Origin of the sequence: Pseudoalteromonas sp. NCCP-2140 (assembly GCF_023708065.1) — a bacterium.
In the GTDB taxonomy this organism is placed as follows: Bacteria; Pseudomonadota; Gammaproteobacteria; order Enterobacterales; family Alteromonadaceae; genus Pseudoalteromonas.
The window spans coordinates 1-14,148 of the sequence record NZ_BRCZ01000007.1 but is presented as its reverse complement, the minus strand read 5'-3'; the positions used below and the strand labels follow the sequence as shown (position 1 = coordinate 14,148).

The 14,148-nt window shown below is 42.0% G+C and carries 13 protein-coding genes; 6 read left to right on the top strand and 7 right to left on the bottom strand.

Annotated elements, in window-relative coordinates:
• Positions 1-198: 198 nt before the first annotated feature.
• Together NFU46_RS14510 and NFU46_RS14505 are read left to right on the top strand one after the other, a co-directional pair.
• The gene (locus NFU46_RS14510) at positions 199-1,977 is read left to right on the top strand and encodes a DUF885 family protein (RefSeq protein ID WP_251602752.1); all 1,779 of its coding nucleotides are present in this window, start codon (positions 199-201) and stop codon (positions 1,975-1,977) included.
• A gap of 112 nt (positions 1,978-2,089) precedes the next feature.
• On the top strand, positions 2,090-3,574 hold the full coding sequence (locus NFU46_RS14505) for an FMN-binding glutamate synthase family protein (protein WP_055020563.1): 1,485 nt from the start codon (positions 2,090-2,092) through the stop codon (positions 3,572-3,574).
• A gap of 51 nt (positions 3,575-3,625) precedes the next feature.
• Here NFU46_RS14505 and mtnK read toward each other — a convergent pair whose 3' ends face one another.
• Entirely contained in the window at positions 3,626-4,843 is a 1,218-nt protein-coding gene (mtnK, locus tag NFU46_RS14500) for an S-methyl-5-thioribose kinase (RefSeq protein ID WP_251602750.1), read from the bottom strand.
• A 145-nt stretch (positions 4,844-4,988) separates the two neighbouring features.
• On the opposite strand from mtnK, the gene mtnA reads away from it, so the two are divergent.
• Positions 4,989-6,017 carry an S-methyl-5-thioribose-1-phosphate isomerase gene (gene mtnA / locus NFU46_RS14495; RefSeq protein ID WP_251602748.1) on the top strand — a complete coding sequence of 343 codons (1,029 nt, stop codon included), beginning with the start codon at positions 4,989-4,991 and terminating at the stop codon, positions 6,015-6,017.
• A 1-nt stretch (position 6,018) separates the two neighbouring features.
• Here the strand turns inward: mtnA and NFU46_RS14490 are convergent, their stop codons facing one another.
• The 5 genes from NFU46_RS14490 to NFU46_RS14470 form a co-directional block, all read right to left on the bottom strand.
• Positions 6,019-8,181 carry a winged helix-turn-helix domain-containing protein gene (locus tag NFU46_RS14490; protein ID WP_251602746.1) on the bottom strand — a complete coding sequence of 721 codons (2,163 nt, stop codon included), beginning with the start codon at positions 8,179-8,181 and terminating at the stop codon, positions 6,019-6,021.
• A gap of 95 nt (positions 8,182-8,276) precedes the next feature.
• The gene (locus NFU46_RS14485; RefSeq protein ID WP_055020559.1) at positions 8,277-8,618 is read right to left on the bottom strand and encodes a gamma-glutamylcyclotransferase family protein; all 342 of its coding nucleotides are present in this window, start codon (positions 8,616-8,618) and stop codon (positions 8,277-8,279) included.
• Between the two features lies 1 nt (position 8,619).
• Positions 8,620-9,162 carry an acireductone dioxygenase gene (locus NFU46_RS14480; RefSeq protein WP_251602744.1) on the bottom strand — a complete coding sequence of 181 codons (543 nt, stop codon included), beginning with the start codon at positions 9,160-9,162 and terminating at the stop codon, positions 8,620-8,622.
• Positions 9,159-9,845, bottom strand: a complete 687-nt coding sequence (mtnC, locus tag NFU46_RS14475) for an acireductone synthase (protein WP_251602742.1) — start codon at positions 9,843-9,845, stop codon at positions 9,159-9,161. Before mtnC ends, NFU46_RS14480 begins: the two co-directional genes overlap by 4 nt.
• Complete coding sequence (locus NFU46_RS14470; protein WP_251602740.1) at positions 9,842-10,471, bottom strand: methylthioribulose 1-phosphate dehydratase; 630 nt, start codon at positions 10,469-10,471, stop codon at positions 9,842-9,844. Before NFU46_RS14470 ends, mtnC begins: the two co-directional genes overlap by 4 nt.
• 99 nt (positions 10,472-10,570) lie before the next feature.
• Here NFU46_RS14470 and NFU46_RS14465 point away from each other — a divergent pair, with 99 nt between their 5' ends.
• The 3 genes from NFU46_RS14465 to NFU46_RS14455 all read left to right on the top strand — a co-directional run bounded on the left by NFU46_RS14465 (position 10,571) and on the right by NFU46_RS14455 (position 13,955).
• Positions 10,571-11,713 carry a methionine aminotransferase gene (locus NFU46_RS14465; protein ID WP_285835544.1) on the top strand — a complete coding sequence of 381 codons (1,143 nt, stop codon included), beginning with the start codon at positions 10,571-10,573 and terminating at the stop codon, positions 11,711-11,713.
• Positions 11,701-12,474, top strand: a complete 774-nt coding sequence (locus NFU46_RS14460; RefSeq protein ID WP_251602738.1) for an amidohydrolase — start codon at positions 11,701-11,703, stop codon at positions 12,472-12,474. The genes NFU46_RS14465 and NFU46_RS14460 overlap by 13 nt, the downstream gene beginning before the upstream one ends.
• 65 nt (positions 12,475-12,539) lie before the next feature.
• Positions 12,540-13,955, top strand: a complete 1,416-nt coding sequence (locus NFU46_RS14455; RefSeq protein WP_251602736.1) for a mannose-1-phosphate guanylyltransferase/mannose-6-phosphate isomerase — start codon at positions 12,540-12,542, stop codon at positions 13,953-13,955.
• Positions 13,956-14,056: 101 nt separating this feature from the next.
• On the opposite strand, the gene NFU46_RS20540 is transcribed toward NFU46_RS14455, so the two are convergent.
• Positions 14,057-14,137 carry an IS3 family transposase gene (locus NFU46_RS20540; RefSeq protein WP_366035313.1) on the bottom strand — a complete coding sequence of 27 codons (81 nt, stop codon included), beginning with the start codon at positions 14,135-14,137 and terminating at the stop codon, positions 14,057-14,059.
• Positions 14,138-14,148 lie beyond the last annotated feature (11 nt).

Sequence of the window (14,148 nt, the reverse complement as noted above, 5' to 3'; positions counted from 1 at the left end):
TTGTTTCGTTTGCGTCTATTAGCTGATTTTCTCAACAACTTTAACAAGTGTAATTAAAAATTGCTTAAACCTTGCTCATTCTTATCTACACTGCGCTGTTAATTTGAGCGTATTTAACCTGAGCTTGGTCGCATTTGCTTGGGTTTTAGCCAGTGCTGCGCTACTTTAGCGATACTGATTAAAACTAAAAAGAATGCTATGAAACAAACACTGTCGCGAACTTTAAACCGTTCTGTTATTGCGGTTGCTTTAGCTTGTACTTTAAGCGCTTGCCAAGTAACAAATATTGATGCTGATCAGCAATTTACTCAAGTAGCCGAAAATATTGTTAATTACCGCCAAAGCATCAGCCCTTATGGTAAAGAAAATGGCGTTGATGGTTATTTATTAGAAAATCTATCGGCTGAATTTTTAGAACAAAAATACAAGAAGAATACTGAGCTACTTGCCGAGCTAGACGCTATCGACCGTGATAAGTTATCGGAAGAAAACCGCATTAACCTGACTATTTTGCGTGGCCAAGTGCAAAATAGTGTCGATGAATATGTGTTTAATGCGCACTATATGCCGCTGACATCTGAGTATGGTTTCCACTCTAGTCTATCATTTATGATATCAAGCTCAGATTACACAAAACCACAAGATTACCAGCTATATCTTGCTAAATTACAGCAAATTCCCCGCTATTTTTCGCAAAATATCGGCTGGATGCGTAAAGGTCTTGAAGTAGGTTTAACTCAACCAAAGGCTGTTTTAGAAGGCTATCAAGACTCAATCACGGCTTATATTGTTGATGATGCGACACAGTCTGAATTTTACAAACCATTTTTAAATAACACGGCAGGTGTAAGTGATAGCGAGTTTGCAGCGCTACAAAAGCAAGCGCAAACTATTATCACAGAACAAGTTATTCCGGCATATCAAGGTTACTTAACCTTCTTTAACAATGAGTATCAACCGGGTGCACGTACAGATATTGGTATTTCAAGTACGCCGAATGGCAAAGCGTTTTATGAAAACCGTGCTAAGTACTACACCACCACAGATATGACGCCAAAAGAAATCCATGAGCTAGGTTTACAAGAAGTCGCGCGTATTCGCGCAGAAATGGAAAAAATTATTGAGAAAGTAGGCTTTGAAGGCTCGTTTGCTGATTTTGTGCACTTTTTACGTACTGATCCGCAATTTTACGCAAAAACACCAAAAGATTTGCTAAAAGAAGCGTCTTACATCGCCAAGAAAATGGATGCGCAGTTACCTAAGTTATTCCACACCTTGCCAAGAATGCCGTATGGTGTTGCGCCAGTGCCAGAGAGTATTGCCCCTAAATATACAACCGGCCGTTACTCAGGTTCTCGCCGTGATGACCAAGCAGGTTATTACTGGGTTAATACCTATGCGCTAGATAAGCGCCCGTTGTATGTTCTTGAAGCATTAACTTTGCACGAAGCTGTACCAGGGCATCATTTACAAATTTCACTTAATGCAGAACTTGAGTCATTACCAAGTTATCGCCGTAATGCATATTTGTCGGCATTTGGTGAAGGTTGGGGCTTATATTCGGAGTTTTTAGGTATCGAAGCGGGCTTTTATCAAGACCCATACAGTGATTTTGGTCGTTTAACCTATGAAATGTGGCGTGCAGCACGTTTAGTAGTTGATACAGGTATGCATATGTATGGCTGGAGCCGCGAACGCGCAATGAAATTTATGAGCGAAAATACCGCGCTATCATTACATAACGTGAAGACCGAAACTGACCGTTATATTTCATGGCCTGCACAAGCGTTGTCATACAAAATTGGTGAGCTAACAATTAAACGTTTACGCCACAAAGCTGAGCAAGCACTCGGTCAAGATTTCGATATTCGCGAATTCCACCATCAAATATTACGTCATGGCTCAGTGCCAATGTCAGTGCTTGAAGAGCAAATTCAACTTTATATTAAAGCTGAATTAGCCAAACGAGCAGCATAGCGGCATAAAAGAAACGAAAAGGCGTGACTTACATCACGCCTTTTTTGTTTATTGCACGTAATATAAACACCTTATATGCTTTGAAGGATGTCATTTCACAAAGGGGCCTTGGATGAGTGATTTTATAATTTTTAGTATCGATGTTTTTGCCAGCTTGTTTATTTTTGCACTCGGCATAGGTTTGCTGGTGATTGTGTGCTTTTACATTAGTGATGTGACGCAATCTAAGCAGGCGATTCGCCGTAATTACCCGGTGATCGGCCGCTTTCGTTATTTTTTTGAACGCCAAGGTGAATTCTTCAGACAATACTTTTTTGCCATGGATAGGGAAGAGCTACCATTTAATCGTGCTGAGCGAAGCTGGGTTTACCGCGCTGCGAAAAATGTTGACCGTACTACGGCCTTTGGTTCAACCCAAAGTCTTGAAGCAACGGGAACGGTGATGTTTATGAACTGTGCGTTCCCAACTTTAGATGAAGATGCACTCGATCCGAGCGAAGTTACGTTAGGGCCTTATTGCCAAGCTCCTTATACAACAAACTCGTTATTTAATATTTCTGGCATGAGCTTTGGTGCCTTATCTAAGCCCGCTGTTCGCGCACTATCGCGAGGTGCAAAGTTAGCGGGTTGTTGGATGAATACCGGTGAAGGAGGGCTCAGCCCTTACCATCTTGAAGGTGGCGCTGATATTGTGTTTCAGATTGGCACGGCAAAATATGGTGTACGAGATGAGCACGGTAAATTAAGCACCGAAAAACTCAAAGCGATTGCTGAGCACGAACAAGTTAAAATGTTCGAAATTAAAATGAGTCAAGGTGCTAAACCCGGTAAAGGGGGTATGTTACCAGGGCGCAAAGTGACTGCTGAAATTGCAAAAATTCGGGGTATTCCTGAAGGGCATGACTCTATTAGTCCAAATGGTCATCCAGAGATTAAATGCCCAGCAGATTTACTCGACATGATTGAAACGGTACGCAGTACCACAGGTAAACCAACCGGTTTTAAAGCGGTGATTGGTGAATACACTTGGCTCGAAACCTTGTTCAGCGAAATTAATAATCGAGGCATTGAATCTGCCCCTGACTTTATCACTATTGATAGTGCCGACGGCGGTACGGGCGCAGCTCCTCAACCCTTGATGGATTCAGTTGGTTTACCGCTACGAGAGAGCCTGCCTTTGGTTGTTGATCTGCTAAAAAAACATGGTCTCAGAGAACGAGTGAAAGTGATTGCATCGGGTAAACTAATCGTACCGTCAAAAGTGGCTTGGGCACTCGCTCTGGGCGCTGATTTTATTGTGTCGGCACGTGGTCATATGTTTTCGCTAGGTTGTATTCAGGCTCTGCAGTGTAATAAAGATACCTGCCCGACCGGTATTACGACTCATAATGAACGCTTACAGCGAGGCCTCGATGTGACCGATAAGGCACAACGTGTCGCCAATTATAATAAGTTTATTCACTATGGTGCTGGGTTGATTGCTCATTCATGTGGTGTATCAAGTGCCCGCGAGTTAGCTCGCCAGCATGTGCGAGTGGTACAAGAAAATGGTTTATCAGAGCCGCTCGATAAAATGTATGAGCACTACAATAAATAATCTAGTTGAATAATTAAAAGGCGCGTTGAGCGCCTTTTTACTTTTTGCTAGTTAATTTAATAAACTGATTAACAACGAAAAGAACTCGTCTTTATTGTTACAGCTTGTGGCATTAAGCATCAGTTGCTCGCCAAGTACGAGTGTTTGCTGTTGTACTGCTAAACGAGCTTGTGCATCTTCAATACCGTCTATATCTGCAACATGGGCTAAACCAATAGTACGGCGAATAAGTTCAGCGCCACAGTAGCCAATCGCATCACGCAATACGTGTTGTAAGTAATCTTCGCTAAAGGTGCGGTTTGCAAAGCTAATATCAGTTGCTTCGCTGCTTGCTAGGTTTAACCAATGTTGCTCAAATTGGCTATAACAGTCTTGTAAGCAGGTTAATAAATGAGTTTGATACTGACGGCGCTTTGCTTGCTCTGTAATACGGGCGTTTTGGGCACAGTAATTTAGAAGCAAGTTACCCATAAATGAGCCGATATCAAAGCCAACAGGGCCAAAAAAGCCGAACTCTGGGTCGATCATTTTAGTGGTTTTGCTATCAACAAAAATGCTGCCACTATGCATATCGCCATGCAATAAAGTTTGTGGGCAAGATAAAAATTTAGCTTTTAATTTCGCTGCGACCAGTTTTAAAGCATCATTATTACGAATACTTTCGACGTGCTCATTAAGCTCAGTTGGGAAATTATTGCGCTCATGCTCAATGTACGGATCAGTAAAGAATAAGTCTTCTGTGATCTTACATAAATCAGGATTAATAAATTGACTGACTTTGGCTTTTTTATCTTCAGCAGATAAGTAAAAGTCTGAGTTATAAAAGCCTGTACGGCTTAAGTAGAGCGCAACATGGCTGGCCAATAATGGAAATTGCTCTGCATTGATTTGTGCACCACGTAAAATTTGTAACTCACCTAAATCTTCTAATACGGTTAATGCCAGCCCTACATTGTGATGCAATATCGCCACGGTATGCTCTGGGCATAACTTACCATGATTAATCAATACTTCGGCTTCGATTCTGGAGCGGTCTAATGATAATGGCCATGACTCACCTACGCAGCGGGCATAAGGCAGTGCTTGCTTTAGAATTACACTGTTGTTGTGCTGATCAGCAACCCGAAAAACTAAGTTTAAGTTTCCGTCACCAAACTCGTATGCAGTCAGTGCTGCATCAGCAGGGAAGACTGAAATTAGTTCACTTTTAACAAGTTCTTTAATGTAATCAACAGCATGCTCTGCATTAAAGGCAGTGTATTTAGCCATGGCTCTATCTCGTAATACAATTAACTTTGAGCATTCTATACCTGTAACCGTTTAGATGTCCATACATCCAGCTTGTTAGTTGTCAAAACTGATGTAAAATAACTATTCACATAAATTAGTTATTCATTAGTTATTCGGATTCAGTATGCAAGATCTCATCGCCAGCAGTATTAAATATCAGCAAGGTACGCTAACCGTGCTTGATCAGTATTTGTTGCCACATCAACAGCATTGGCATGTATGTAACGATGTTGAAACGATGAAAGATTTGATTCTGACTTTGAAAATCCGGGGAGCGCCTTTAATCGGCTTAGGTGCGAGCTTATTGGTTGCACACCTAGCTGAGCAAGGCATGAGTCAATCAGCACTTGCGGTTGCTATAGATGAGCTTGAAGCAACACGCCCAACAGCGGTAAACCTTATGCACTGCATGGCCAAGTTACGCGTAGCGCTAACAGAGACTGATTATGTTGCAGCTGTTGTCTCTACTGCTGAGCAGTTATTTAAAGAAGATATTGCCCTTTGCGATAGCATGGCAGAACGCGGTGCTGCTTTGGTTGATAAAGGCGATAACATTTTAACCCACTGTAATACCGGTGCGTTAGCGACTGCGGGTGTCGGCACTGCATTAGGGGTTATTTATAAAGCTCAGCAACGCCATGGTGACATTCATGTTTGGGTTGATGAAACAAGGCCGTTACTGCAAGGCGGCCGCTTAACGGCTTTTGAGCTTGAGCGCTGGCAAATTCCTTATACCTTGATTTGCGATAACATGGCGGCGAGTTTAATGGCTGCGGGCAAAGTAGATAAAATATTTGTAGGGGCAGACCGTATTGCTGCAAACGGTGATTTTGCCAATAAAGTCGGCACTTATAATCTCGCTGTGTTAGCGGATTTCCATAACATTCCATTTTATGTCGTTGCACCACTTACGACACTTGATACACAAACGTTGTGTGGTGCAGATATCGAAATTGAGCAACGCAGTCCTAATGAAGTGCGCGGTGTTAGTGGTAGTTTTGGTGAAGCGATGTGGGCACCGACTAACGCGAAGGTTTATAACCCGGCATTTGATGTGACACCGGCGAGCCTAGTCACAGGCTGGGTGCTCGATAGCGGCGTTTATAACCAGTCCGATATCGAGCAAGGTATTCTAAAACAGTTAAAGTCGTAAATTACTCTGCGCTTTTTTTAGTGTAGAGCTCAATGCTATTTTGATTGTTGGCAGTTAAGAAGGTCACTGCCAGCTTGTCGTTTTTAGCATTAAGGCGCGATATATAGTGAGAAGGCTTCATTTGAAGTACTGACTCAACGCCCTGCATTTTGGCTAAATTAATGCTGAAAACTTCAGTATCAGTGGCGATATACAAGCTATGTAGGTTACTTGCCATCGACACAATAGAAGGCTTTAACTCAGTTAGTTTGTCTGGTGTAGTCAGCTCACTGTAGATATTGTTATCGCTGTCTAAAAGCAGGTATTTATCGTATTTAGAATGCACAATCAGCTGTGTATTGTCATACCATGCAATAGCTAGGGGTGTATCTATAGTGCTTTTAATCACTTCATCGCTGTTGGTGTGAAGAATCATTATTTGATTTAGCTGATTGCTAAGATCGGTATATAGCACGGCAATCTTGTTACCCCTTATAGCTGCCAGCTTGGTACTACCAGGAAGTGTCCAGTGCTTAATTTCTGAGAAATCAGCAGCATTTAATAATGTTAATTGCTGATCGGCTTTATTAAAGCTAACAAGTCGGCTACTGTCACTATTTGCTGCAATTACTGAACTATCTTCACCAATTTTGCCAGTGATATTGATGTATTGGTTTGCTTTTCTGAGCCAGTGTTGTCGTTCTGAAAACTCAAAGTCAGAGAAGTAAACATCATTATTGGCTAATGCGACTAAGTCGTCTTCATGCTTATTCGCTGTGGCGATGTAACTCATTGTTTTTGAATTAAGGTCAAAGACTGCGGCATCTTTATCGTGAAGGTCAGTACTGATCAACACACTTTCTTTGCTTAAAGGGTAAGCATAATTTGCTCGTTTTACTGGCGCTGTTATAGCGGGTTGTCGACTCATACTATCAAAAGAGAATGATTCAATAGTTGAGGTGCCGCGGCTATACCAAATTAGTGAGTTGGTCTGCTCATCATATGTGGCTACCCATGCACGGTAATCGTTGGTAGTTAAAAGCTTTAACGAGCTGCCATCTAAATTGGCCATGTATATCTCTACTTGGCCAACATTATGGCGCTCAAAGATGATGCGGCTCGGGTTTTTTATAGTTGTTAAAATAAAGTCCCCAGTGCCAGTGATATTGGGTGTGCTAATGCGAATTTCTTCACCGGTTTTTAAATCTTGTGCATATAAAGCATATAAATGAGTTAAGCCACGGTAATTATTACGCCTTGAAATTGCGACATCACCCACTTCAATGTACTGACTTGGCTGAGAATTAAGTAAAGATTGGTTGATACGTGGCTTTATTAACGCTTCACTTGATAACAGGTTGCTTGCTTGCCAAGTGATGCAATCGCTGTAGTCTTTGTTTTCACAAGAGCCGTAAAATAATCGCTCTCCATCCTCAGACCAACCCTGTAAAAAGATATTGCCAGAGGCAATCACGTATTCTTTTTTAGTGGTTAGGTCGACGACAAAAAGACGTTGACCATCATTTTCTAGAATATAAGCAAGCTTAGTTTTGTCATGGCTTAGCATTAAACGATAGTGAGAGCCTTTATGCCATGAAATGGTTTCAGCTTGCAGGTCTAAAAATGGCGCTTCGTTTTGTACTTCATCATTTGCTTTAGGCTGTTGTGAAAATAACCAAATAGCAGTAATCAATAAACCAAGCACTAACGCTGCAAAAGGCCATGGCCAGCGTGAAGAATGCGCTTTTTGTTCATTAATGGCCGTAGGTTTAACTTGAGTATCAGCGTCTTTATCTACTGTTATTATATTTTCTGTTTTTAGCGGCTCTGTACTCACAGTGTGATCAAGAGGCTTAACTTCAATAAATAGGCTATAACCTTTACGATAATGGGTTTTAATGGTTTGCCCGGGCTGTTTTTCTGATTTAAGAGTTTTTCTTAGTTCAGAGATGGCACGGTTAATGGCATTGTCATCAACAAAGCTTTGTTGCCAAATATTTTCAACCAGCTCTTGGCGAGTGATAATGCGATCATTATGCTCAATAAAGAAACACAGTAATTTAAATAATAAAGGTTCTAGTTCACGCTTATGAGTGCCATCGCTGATGGTTTGCTGCTGAGTGTTAAGTTGCCACTCACCCACATAAATAACGGTATCGCGTAAGGGTGAAAATGCCGACCCCATGTTTAGTCCTTTAGCAAATAATTAGTACTTATTAATGGGGAGGATAATAGCAGCTTTTGTTCTTAATTTGGGTCTTTTTGTTTTATATTTGTAAATTAAAGGCTGTTTTTTGCAACATATAGCCAAGCTTGGTTGTTACATTGGAATGTTTCTGCAATTCGCTGATAATCATCTACTTCGTAAGTATCTGCCTGAGCAAGCTCTTGTTCGGTGATTAAATAAATAGTGCCATTAACAATATCAGTTTGTTTGCCTGTTTTGATTAAAGCCGGGTGAAAGCGTTGACCACTACTTTTAAGTACGGCTTCGTCGGTGATCTCGACTTCACCAATGACATACCCAGTTAGCGTAGCAGGTTGACCTTCGAGCAAACGCCCGAAGGTATCAAGCTGAACCTGCGGGTACTGTAAAGTACCGTAAGAGAATAGCTTTTCCATGTTAGTCCAGCAGTGGGAAGTTGGTAGCAATAGTTGACTCAGTGCTTTTAGCGACCCAACCTTCGGTATTATTGAATAAGCGAATTGCTGTGAATTCAGGGTCGTTGCCCATATCAAACCAATGTGGTGTGAGTTCTGGTACTGAAATTAGGTCGCCCTGTTGGCACAGCACTTGATACACTTTATCGCCTAAGTGTAAACAAAATAAACCTTGGCCTTTCACAAAAAAACGAACTTCATCTTCGCTATGTGTATGTTCAAATAAGAACTTGCTGCGTAATTCGCTTGCATTTGGATTCCCTTTAGCAAGCGAAATAACGTCCACTGTTTGATAGCCCCCTTCAGCCTTAAGGCGCTCTATATCGCTAGCATAGGCAGTTAAAATAGCGTCATGGCTGGTATCTTGGTCAATCTGTGCCGTTGCTTGCCACTGCTCAAAGCGAACGCCAACCGCATTCAGCTCGCTCGCAATCGCGCTTAAGTCTTCACTGTGAAACAGTATGTTGTTTGCGTTGTTATCGTTATAAATAGTTAATTGGCTCATGCTAAAAGCTCCGCACTAAATGCTGTGAAATCGTTAATGTATGGGTGAGCGTCGCTTACTGCTTGGCCATCGCGAACAAGGTGCAAAGTACCAAGACCAGCAGCTTTGGCAGCATCAAGCTCTGCCACCACATCGCTTAAAAACAATACTTCGGCAGCGTCAAATGGCAGCTCGGCGATAATATTCTCATAAGAGCTTTGCTGTTGTTTTGCACCGACTTTGGTGTCGAAGTAATCACTAAATAAAGGTCTAACATCACCGTAGTCAGAAAATTCAAAAATCAGGTGTTGGGCTTTTACTGAGCCTGATGAGTAGACATATAAACTTTTACCAGCTTGTTTTTGGAGTTGTAAAAAGTCATAAGCATCTGGGTAAAGGTGGCCAGTAAAATCACCACTTTCGTAGCCTGTTTGCCAAATTAGCCCTTGCAACTGCTTGAGTGGGGTAATTTTTTGATCTGTTTCAATCCAATGAATTAAATGGCTAATGACCGTGTCGATATCGGCTTCTGGTTGTTCAATATGTGCTTTCACGGCCTCAATTTGGGCTGCTACTTCTGGGTCACTTTGATGTGACTTCACAAACTCAGGTAATTGCCCTGCCGCGTAAGGAAATAATACGTCTTTAACAAAAGAAATGCGGGTAATTGTGCCTTCAATATCGGTTAAAATCGCTTTGATCATGGCTGAACTCCAGCTTGAATACCTTCTAGTTTTAGGCGCTCAAGCTCACAGCTAAATAGGAACTCTAAGCCTTCTAAATGACGCTGTACTTCTTTGATATCTCGGCCAACGACATATAAACCATGGCCACGAATTAATACGGCATGCTCAATAGGGGTGTGAAGGTGATGATCACTGACCAGTAAGCTTAAGCGGTCAATGTCTTGGTCATTATCAAAAATTGGAATACTTAGCGTATCTAAATGCGATTTAACACCACTTAAAGATTTTTGCATTTCGTAGCCATGTAAATTGATAGCGTGGCCTTTGATCACACGCGATAACACGGTTGCTGCAACAGAATGGGTATGCAAAACAAATTTAGCTGATGGGATCAGCTTATACATATTCAAATGTAGCTCAGTTTCAGCTGATGGATTGCCAGAGCCTTTAGTACGATTGCCTTCATGATCAAATTCAATAAATGCATGAGTGCCGAGTTGACCTTTATCGAAGCCACTTGCTGTGACGACATAACCGCTTGCAGTGCGGGCTGAAAAGTTACCACCAGTAGCAGGGACCCAGCCACGTTGGCTTACCCATTTACCAGCTTCAATTAGTTCTGAAATAGCGGTATTGTTATGCATATATTCCTCGACATTCTAAAAGTTATTTAGACGGCTATACATCTGTTTTAAGCAATGATAGCATCGCTTCGGGCGCAAAACCATCTTTAAGGAACCTCTGTGTTTGAAAGTAAATTGCCGAATTTAGGCACCAGTATTTTTAGTCAAATGACCGCTCTAGCAAATAAGCACCAAGCGCTTAATTTATCTCAGGGTTTTCCTGAATTTGATGCACCAGAATTACTAAAAAAACAGCTCAATCATTATGTACTTGAGGGGGTAAATCAATATGCGCCTTCAAGTGGGGTTACAAAGCTACAACAGCAAATAGCGGCTTTGATTGCTAGAAAATACCATAACAACATAAATTACGAGCAACAAGTTACCGTCACCTCTGGGGCAACAGAGGCATTATTCGTAGCAATTCAAGCGCTTGTTAAAGAGGGTGATGAAGTTGTGGTATTTGACCCCGCGTATGACTCGTATCAACCGGCAATTGAGCTTGCTGGCGGTCGCTCAGTTCATGTTGCTTTGCATGCGCCAGACTACAAAATCGATTGGCAAGCTGTAGCTGATGTTATAACAGACAAAACACGTCTCATCATAATCAACACGCCACATAACCCAAGCGGTAAAATCTTTAAAACAGAAGATATTAATGCCCTTAAAGCGCTTGTTACTAAGCATGATTTATATGTAATTAGCGATGAAGTGTATGAGCACATTACCTTTGATGGCGCTTTGCATTTAAGTGCGCTGACCGACCCTGAGTTATTTGCACGCAGTTTTGTGATCTCAAGCTTTGGCAAAACTTTTCATAGCACCGGCTGGAAGATGGGTTATTGTGTTGCACCTGCCCAATTAATGGGGGAGTTTCGTAAAATTCACCAATATGTGACTTTTTCAAGCTTTACGCCTGCCCAGCATGCACTAGCCGATATGCTCGAGTTAGAGCCAGAACATGTTGATGAACTTAGTTGTTTTTATCAACAAAAACGCGACTTGCTCAGCGAAGCATTAGCACAAAGCCGCTTTAAAATATTACCAAGTGAAGGCACCTACTTTTTATTACTCGATTACAGTGATGTGTCTGATCTTGATGATGTTGAGTTTTGCCAATGGTTGGTTGAGCAAGCGGGTGTTGCAGCTGTACCACTCAGTGTGTTTTATAACAGTGCAAGCAGCGACAAAGTGATTCGTTTATGTTTTGCTAAAAATGATGACACATTAAAATGTGCCGCGGAGATTTTATGCCAACTTTAACCTTAGCTTTAGTGCAGTCATCACTGCATTGGCTTGATAAAAGCGCCAACCTTGCGCACTTTACAGAGCAGCTTAACAGTTTAAACGAGCAAGTTGATATAATTGTCTTGCCAGAAACATTTGCCACGGGTTTTGCGATTAATCTAGATTGCAGCGAACCAGAACAAGGCGAGGTACTTAGCTGGTTAAAAGCCACAGCTAAGCAAAAAAATGCTGTGGTTGCAGGCTCTGTTTTAGTTGCAAAAGGCGACAAAAAGGCTAATCGCTTTTATTGGGTTTGGCCAAATGGTGAAGTGAAGTATTACGACAAACGCCATTTATTCTGTTTAGGTAACGAAGGCAATTTCGTTGCAGCAGGCGAGCAGCGCGAGATATTCGCTATCAATGATTTTCGCATTTTGCCGCAAGTTTGTTACGACTTACGCTTTCCTGTGTTTCAGCGTAATTGCAACGACTACGATGTGATGATCAACGTAGCTAATTGGCCAGCAGCTCGTCGCCATGTCTGGGATACTCTTCTAAAAGCACGCGCGATGGAAAACCTGTGTTATGTCGTGGGTGTGAATCGCATTGGTGCTGATGGTAATGATGTTGCCCACAGTGGTGGTACTGCCGTTTATGATTTTAAAGGCGACACCTTGGCGAAGCTTGAAGATGACCAATCGGGCATCATTATTCAGCGCTTAGAAAAATCACCGCTTGATGACTTTCGAAGAGTGTTTCCTGCTCACTTAGATGCTGATCAATTTCAGTTACTGTAATTGCTCGAAGCCGCATACTCAAAAATTTGTTAAACTCATGATTGGATTATTTACTATAAGCAATCATGAGTCGCAAAATCACCCCCGTTATTCTTGCTGGTGGCATAGGTTCTCGTTTATGGCCTTTGTCGCGTAAAGCGATGCCTAAGCAGTTTTTATCTTTACTAAGCGAAAAATCACTCTTACAGAGCACGCTTTTACGAGTAGCTGACTCACGATTTAATGCGCCAATTTTAGTGTGTAATGAAGAGCATCGTTTTATTGCTAAAACGCAAATTGCAGAAATCACAGATAACTATACTTTATTGCTTGAGCCTGAAGGTAAAAATACCGCGCCAGCGATTGCCTTGGCCGCTGAATTTGCATTGCAAAATGGTCTAACCGACCCCTTACTAGTCATGCCTGCTGATCACCATCTCAGTGATTTTGATAAGCTTATTGCCTGCTTAGATAATGCGATAGCGCTTTGTCAGCAACAACAATTAGTAACCTTTGCCATTACTCCCACTGAGCCACATACCGGTTATGGTTATATTCGCCAAGGCGAGCAGTTAGCTCATGAAGGTTGTTTTAAGGTGGCTGAATTCAAAGAAAAACCAGCCCTACAATTAGCCGAAAAATACCTTGCCAGTGGTGAGTATGGCTGGAATAGCGGCATGTTTTTATTTTTGCCAGATGTGTATTTAAGCGAGCTTAATCGTTTTGCGCCAAAGATTGCTGACAGTGTCGCAAAAGCGGCAAGCTTCACTGCAGATTTAGGTTTTCAACGGCCTGTTGCGGCTGAGCTCACAGCATGTCCTAGTGATTCTATTGATTATGCTATTTTGGAGCGTAGCGCTAACGTTGCTGTTATTCCTGTTGATTTAAATTGGAGCGATGTTGGCAGCTTTTCTGCACTGTCGAAAATCGCAGAAAAAGACCAGCATGGCAATTATTTAGCCTCACAAGGGGTGAGTTTAGATAGCGAGAATAATCTACTTATCAGCGAAGCCGACCATACTATTGCGGCGCTCGGCGTGAGTAATCAGGCAATTATACATACTCACGATGCCACCTTAGTGGCAGACAAAAGTGCGCTCGATAAGCTCCCAGATTTACTTAAACAGCTTGCTATTGTCGATAACGAAAAACTAACCCACCATCAAGCCGTATTTAGACCTTGGGGCAACTATCGAACTTTAATTGAAAGTACAGGCTTTAAAGTAAAGAAAATAATCGTAAACAGCGGCGCAAAGCTCTCAACTCAACGCCATCAGCACCGTGCAGAGCATTGGGTCGTCGTATCTGGCGTGGCAAGCGTGCGAGTAGGCGATGACGAATTTGAATTAACAGCCGACCAATCTTGTTATATTGCGGCTAAACAATTGCACAGCCTCGCTAATCAACAAAACACGCCACTGATCGTTATCGAAGTACAAACCGGAGCGACACTTGATGAAACTGACATCGAGCGATTTGATGATAGGTATGGGAGGGAGTAGGTTGGTTTGAGCGGAGCGAAACCCAACGTAAGCGGAGCTATCAGCTATCAGCTTTCAGGCGTCAGTTGAGTGATCTGACCCCGATAAAGTAGACACGGGGTTTAATTAACTTGTTCGTACTGCATGGGACTTTTATACCCTAGGGTGCCATGCCTTCTTACTGAGTTGTAGTATTTTTCAATATAAAAATACG

Excerpts from the sequence above, each read along its gene's own strand:
- NFU46_RS14460 (WP_251602738.1), top strand. The coding sequence starts at position 11,701 with ATGCCAACTTTAACCTTAGCTTTAGTGCAGTCATCACTGCATTGGCTT.
- mtnA (WP_251602748.1), top strand. The coding sequence starts at position 4,989 with ATGCAAGATCTCATCGCCAGCAGTATTAAATATCAGCAAGGTACGCTA.
- NFU46_RS14485 (WP_055020559.1), bottom strand. The coding sequence starts at position 8,618 with ATGGAAAAGCTATTCTCTTACGGTACTTTACAGTACCCGCAGGTTCAG.
- NFU46_RS14455 (WP_251602736.1), top strand. The coding sequence starts at position 12,540 with ATGAGTCGCAAAATCACCCCCGTTATTCTTGCTGGTGGCATAGGTTCT.
- NFU46_RS14480 (WP_251602744.1), bottom strand. The coding sequence starts at position 9,162 with ATGAGCCAATTAACTATTTATAACGATAACAACGCAAACAACATACTG.
- NFU46_RS14470 (WP_251602740.1), bottom strand. The coding sequence starts at position 10,471 with ATGCATAACAATACCGCTATTTCAGAACTAATTGAAGCTGGTAAATGG.
- mtnK (WP_251602750.1), bottom strand. The coding sequence starts at position 4,843 with ATGGCTAAATACACTGCCTTTAATGCAGAGCATGCTGTTGATTACATT.
- mtnC (WP_251602742.1), bottom strand. The coding sequence starts at position 9,845 with ATGATCAAAGCGATTTTAACCGATATTGAAGGCACAATTACCCGCATT.
- NFU46_RS14510 (WP_251602752.1), top strand. The coding sequence starts at position 199 with ATGAAACAAACACTGTCGCGAACTTTAAACCGTTCTGTTATTGCGGTT.
- NFU46_RS14505 (WP_055020563.1), top strand. The coding sequence starts at position 2,090 with ATGAGTGATTTTATAATTTTTAGTATCGATGTTTTTGCCAGCTTGTTT.
- NFU46_RS14490 (WP_251602746.1), bottom strand. The coding sequence starts at position 8,181 with ATGGGGTCGGCATTTTCACCCTTACGCGATACCGTTATTTATGTGGGT.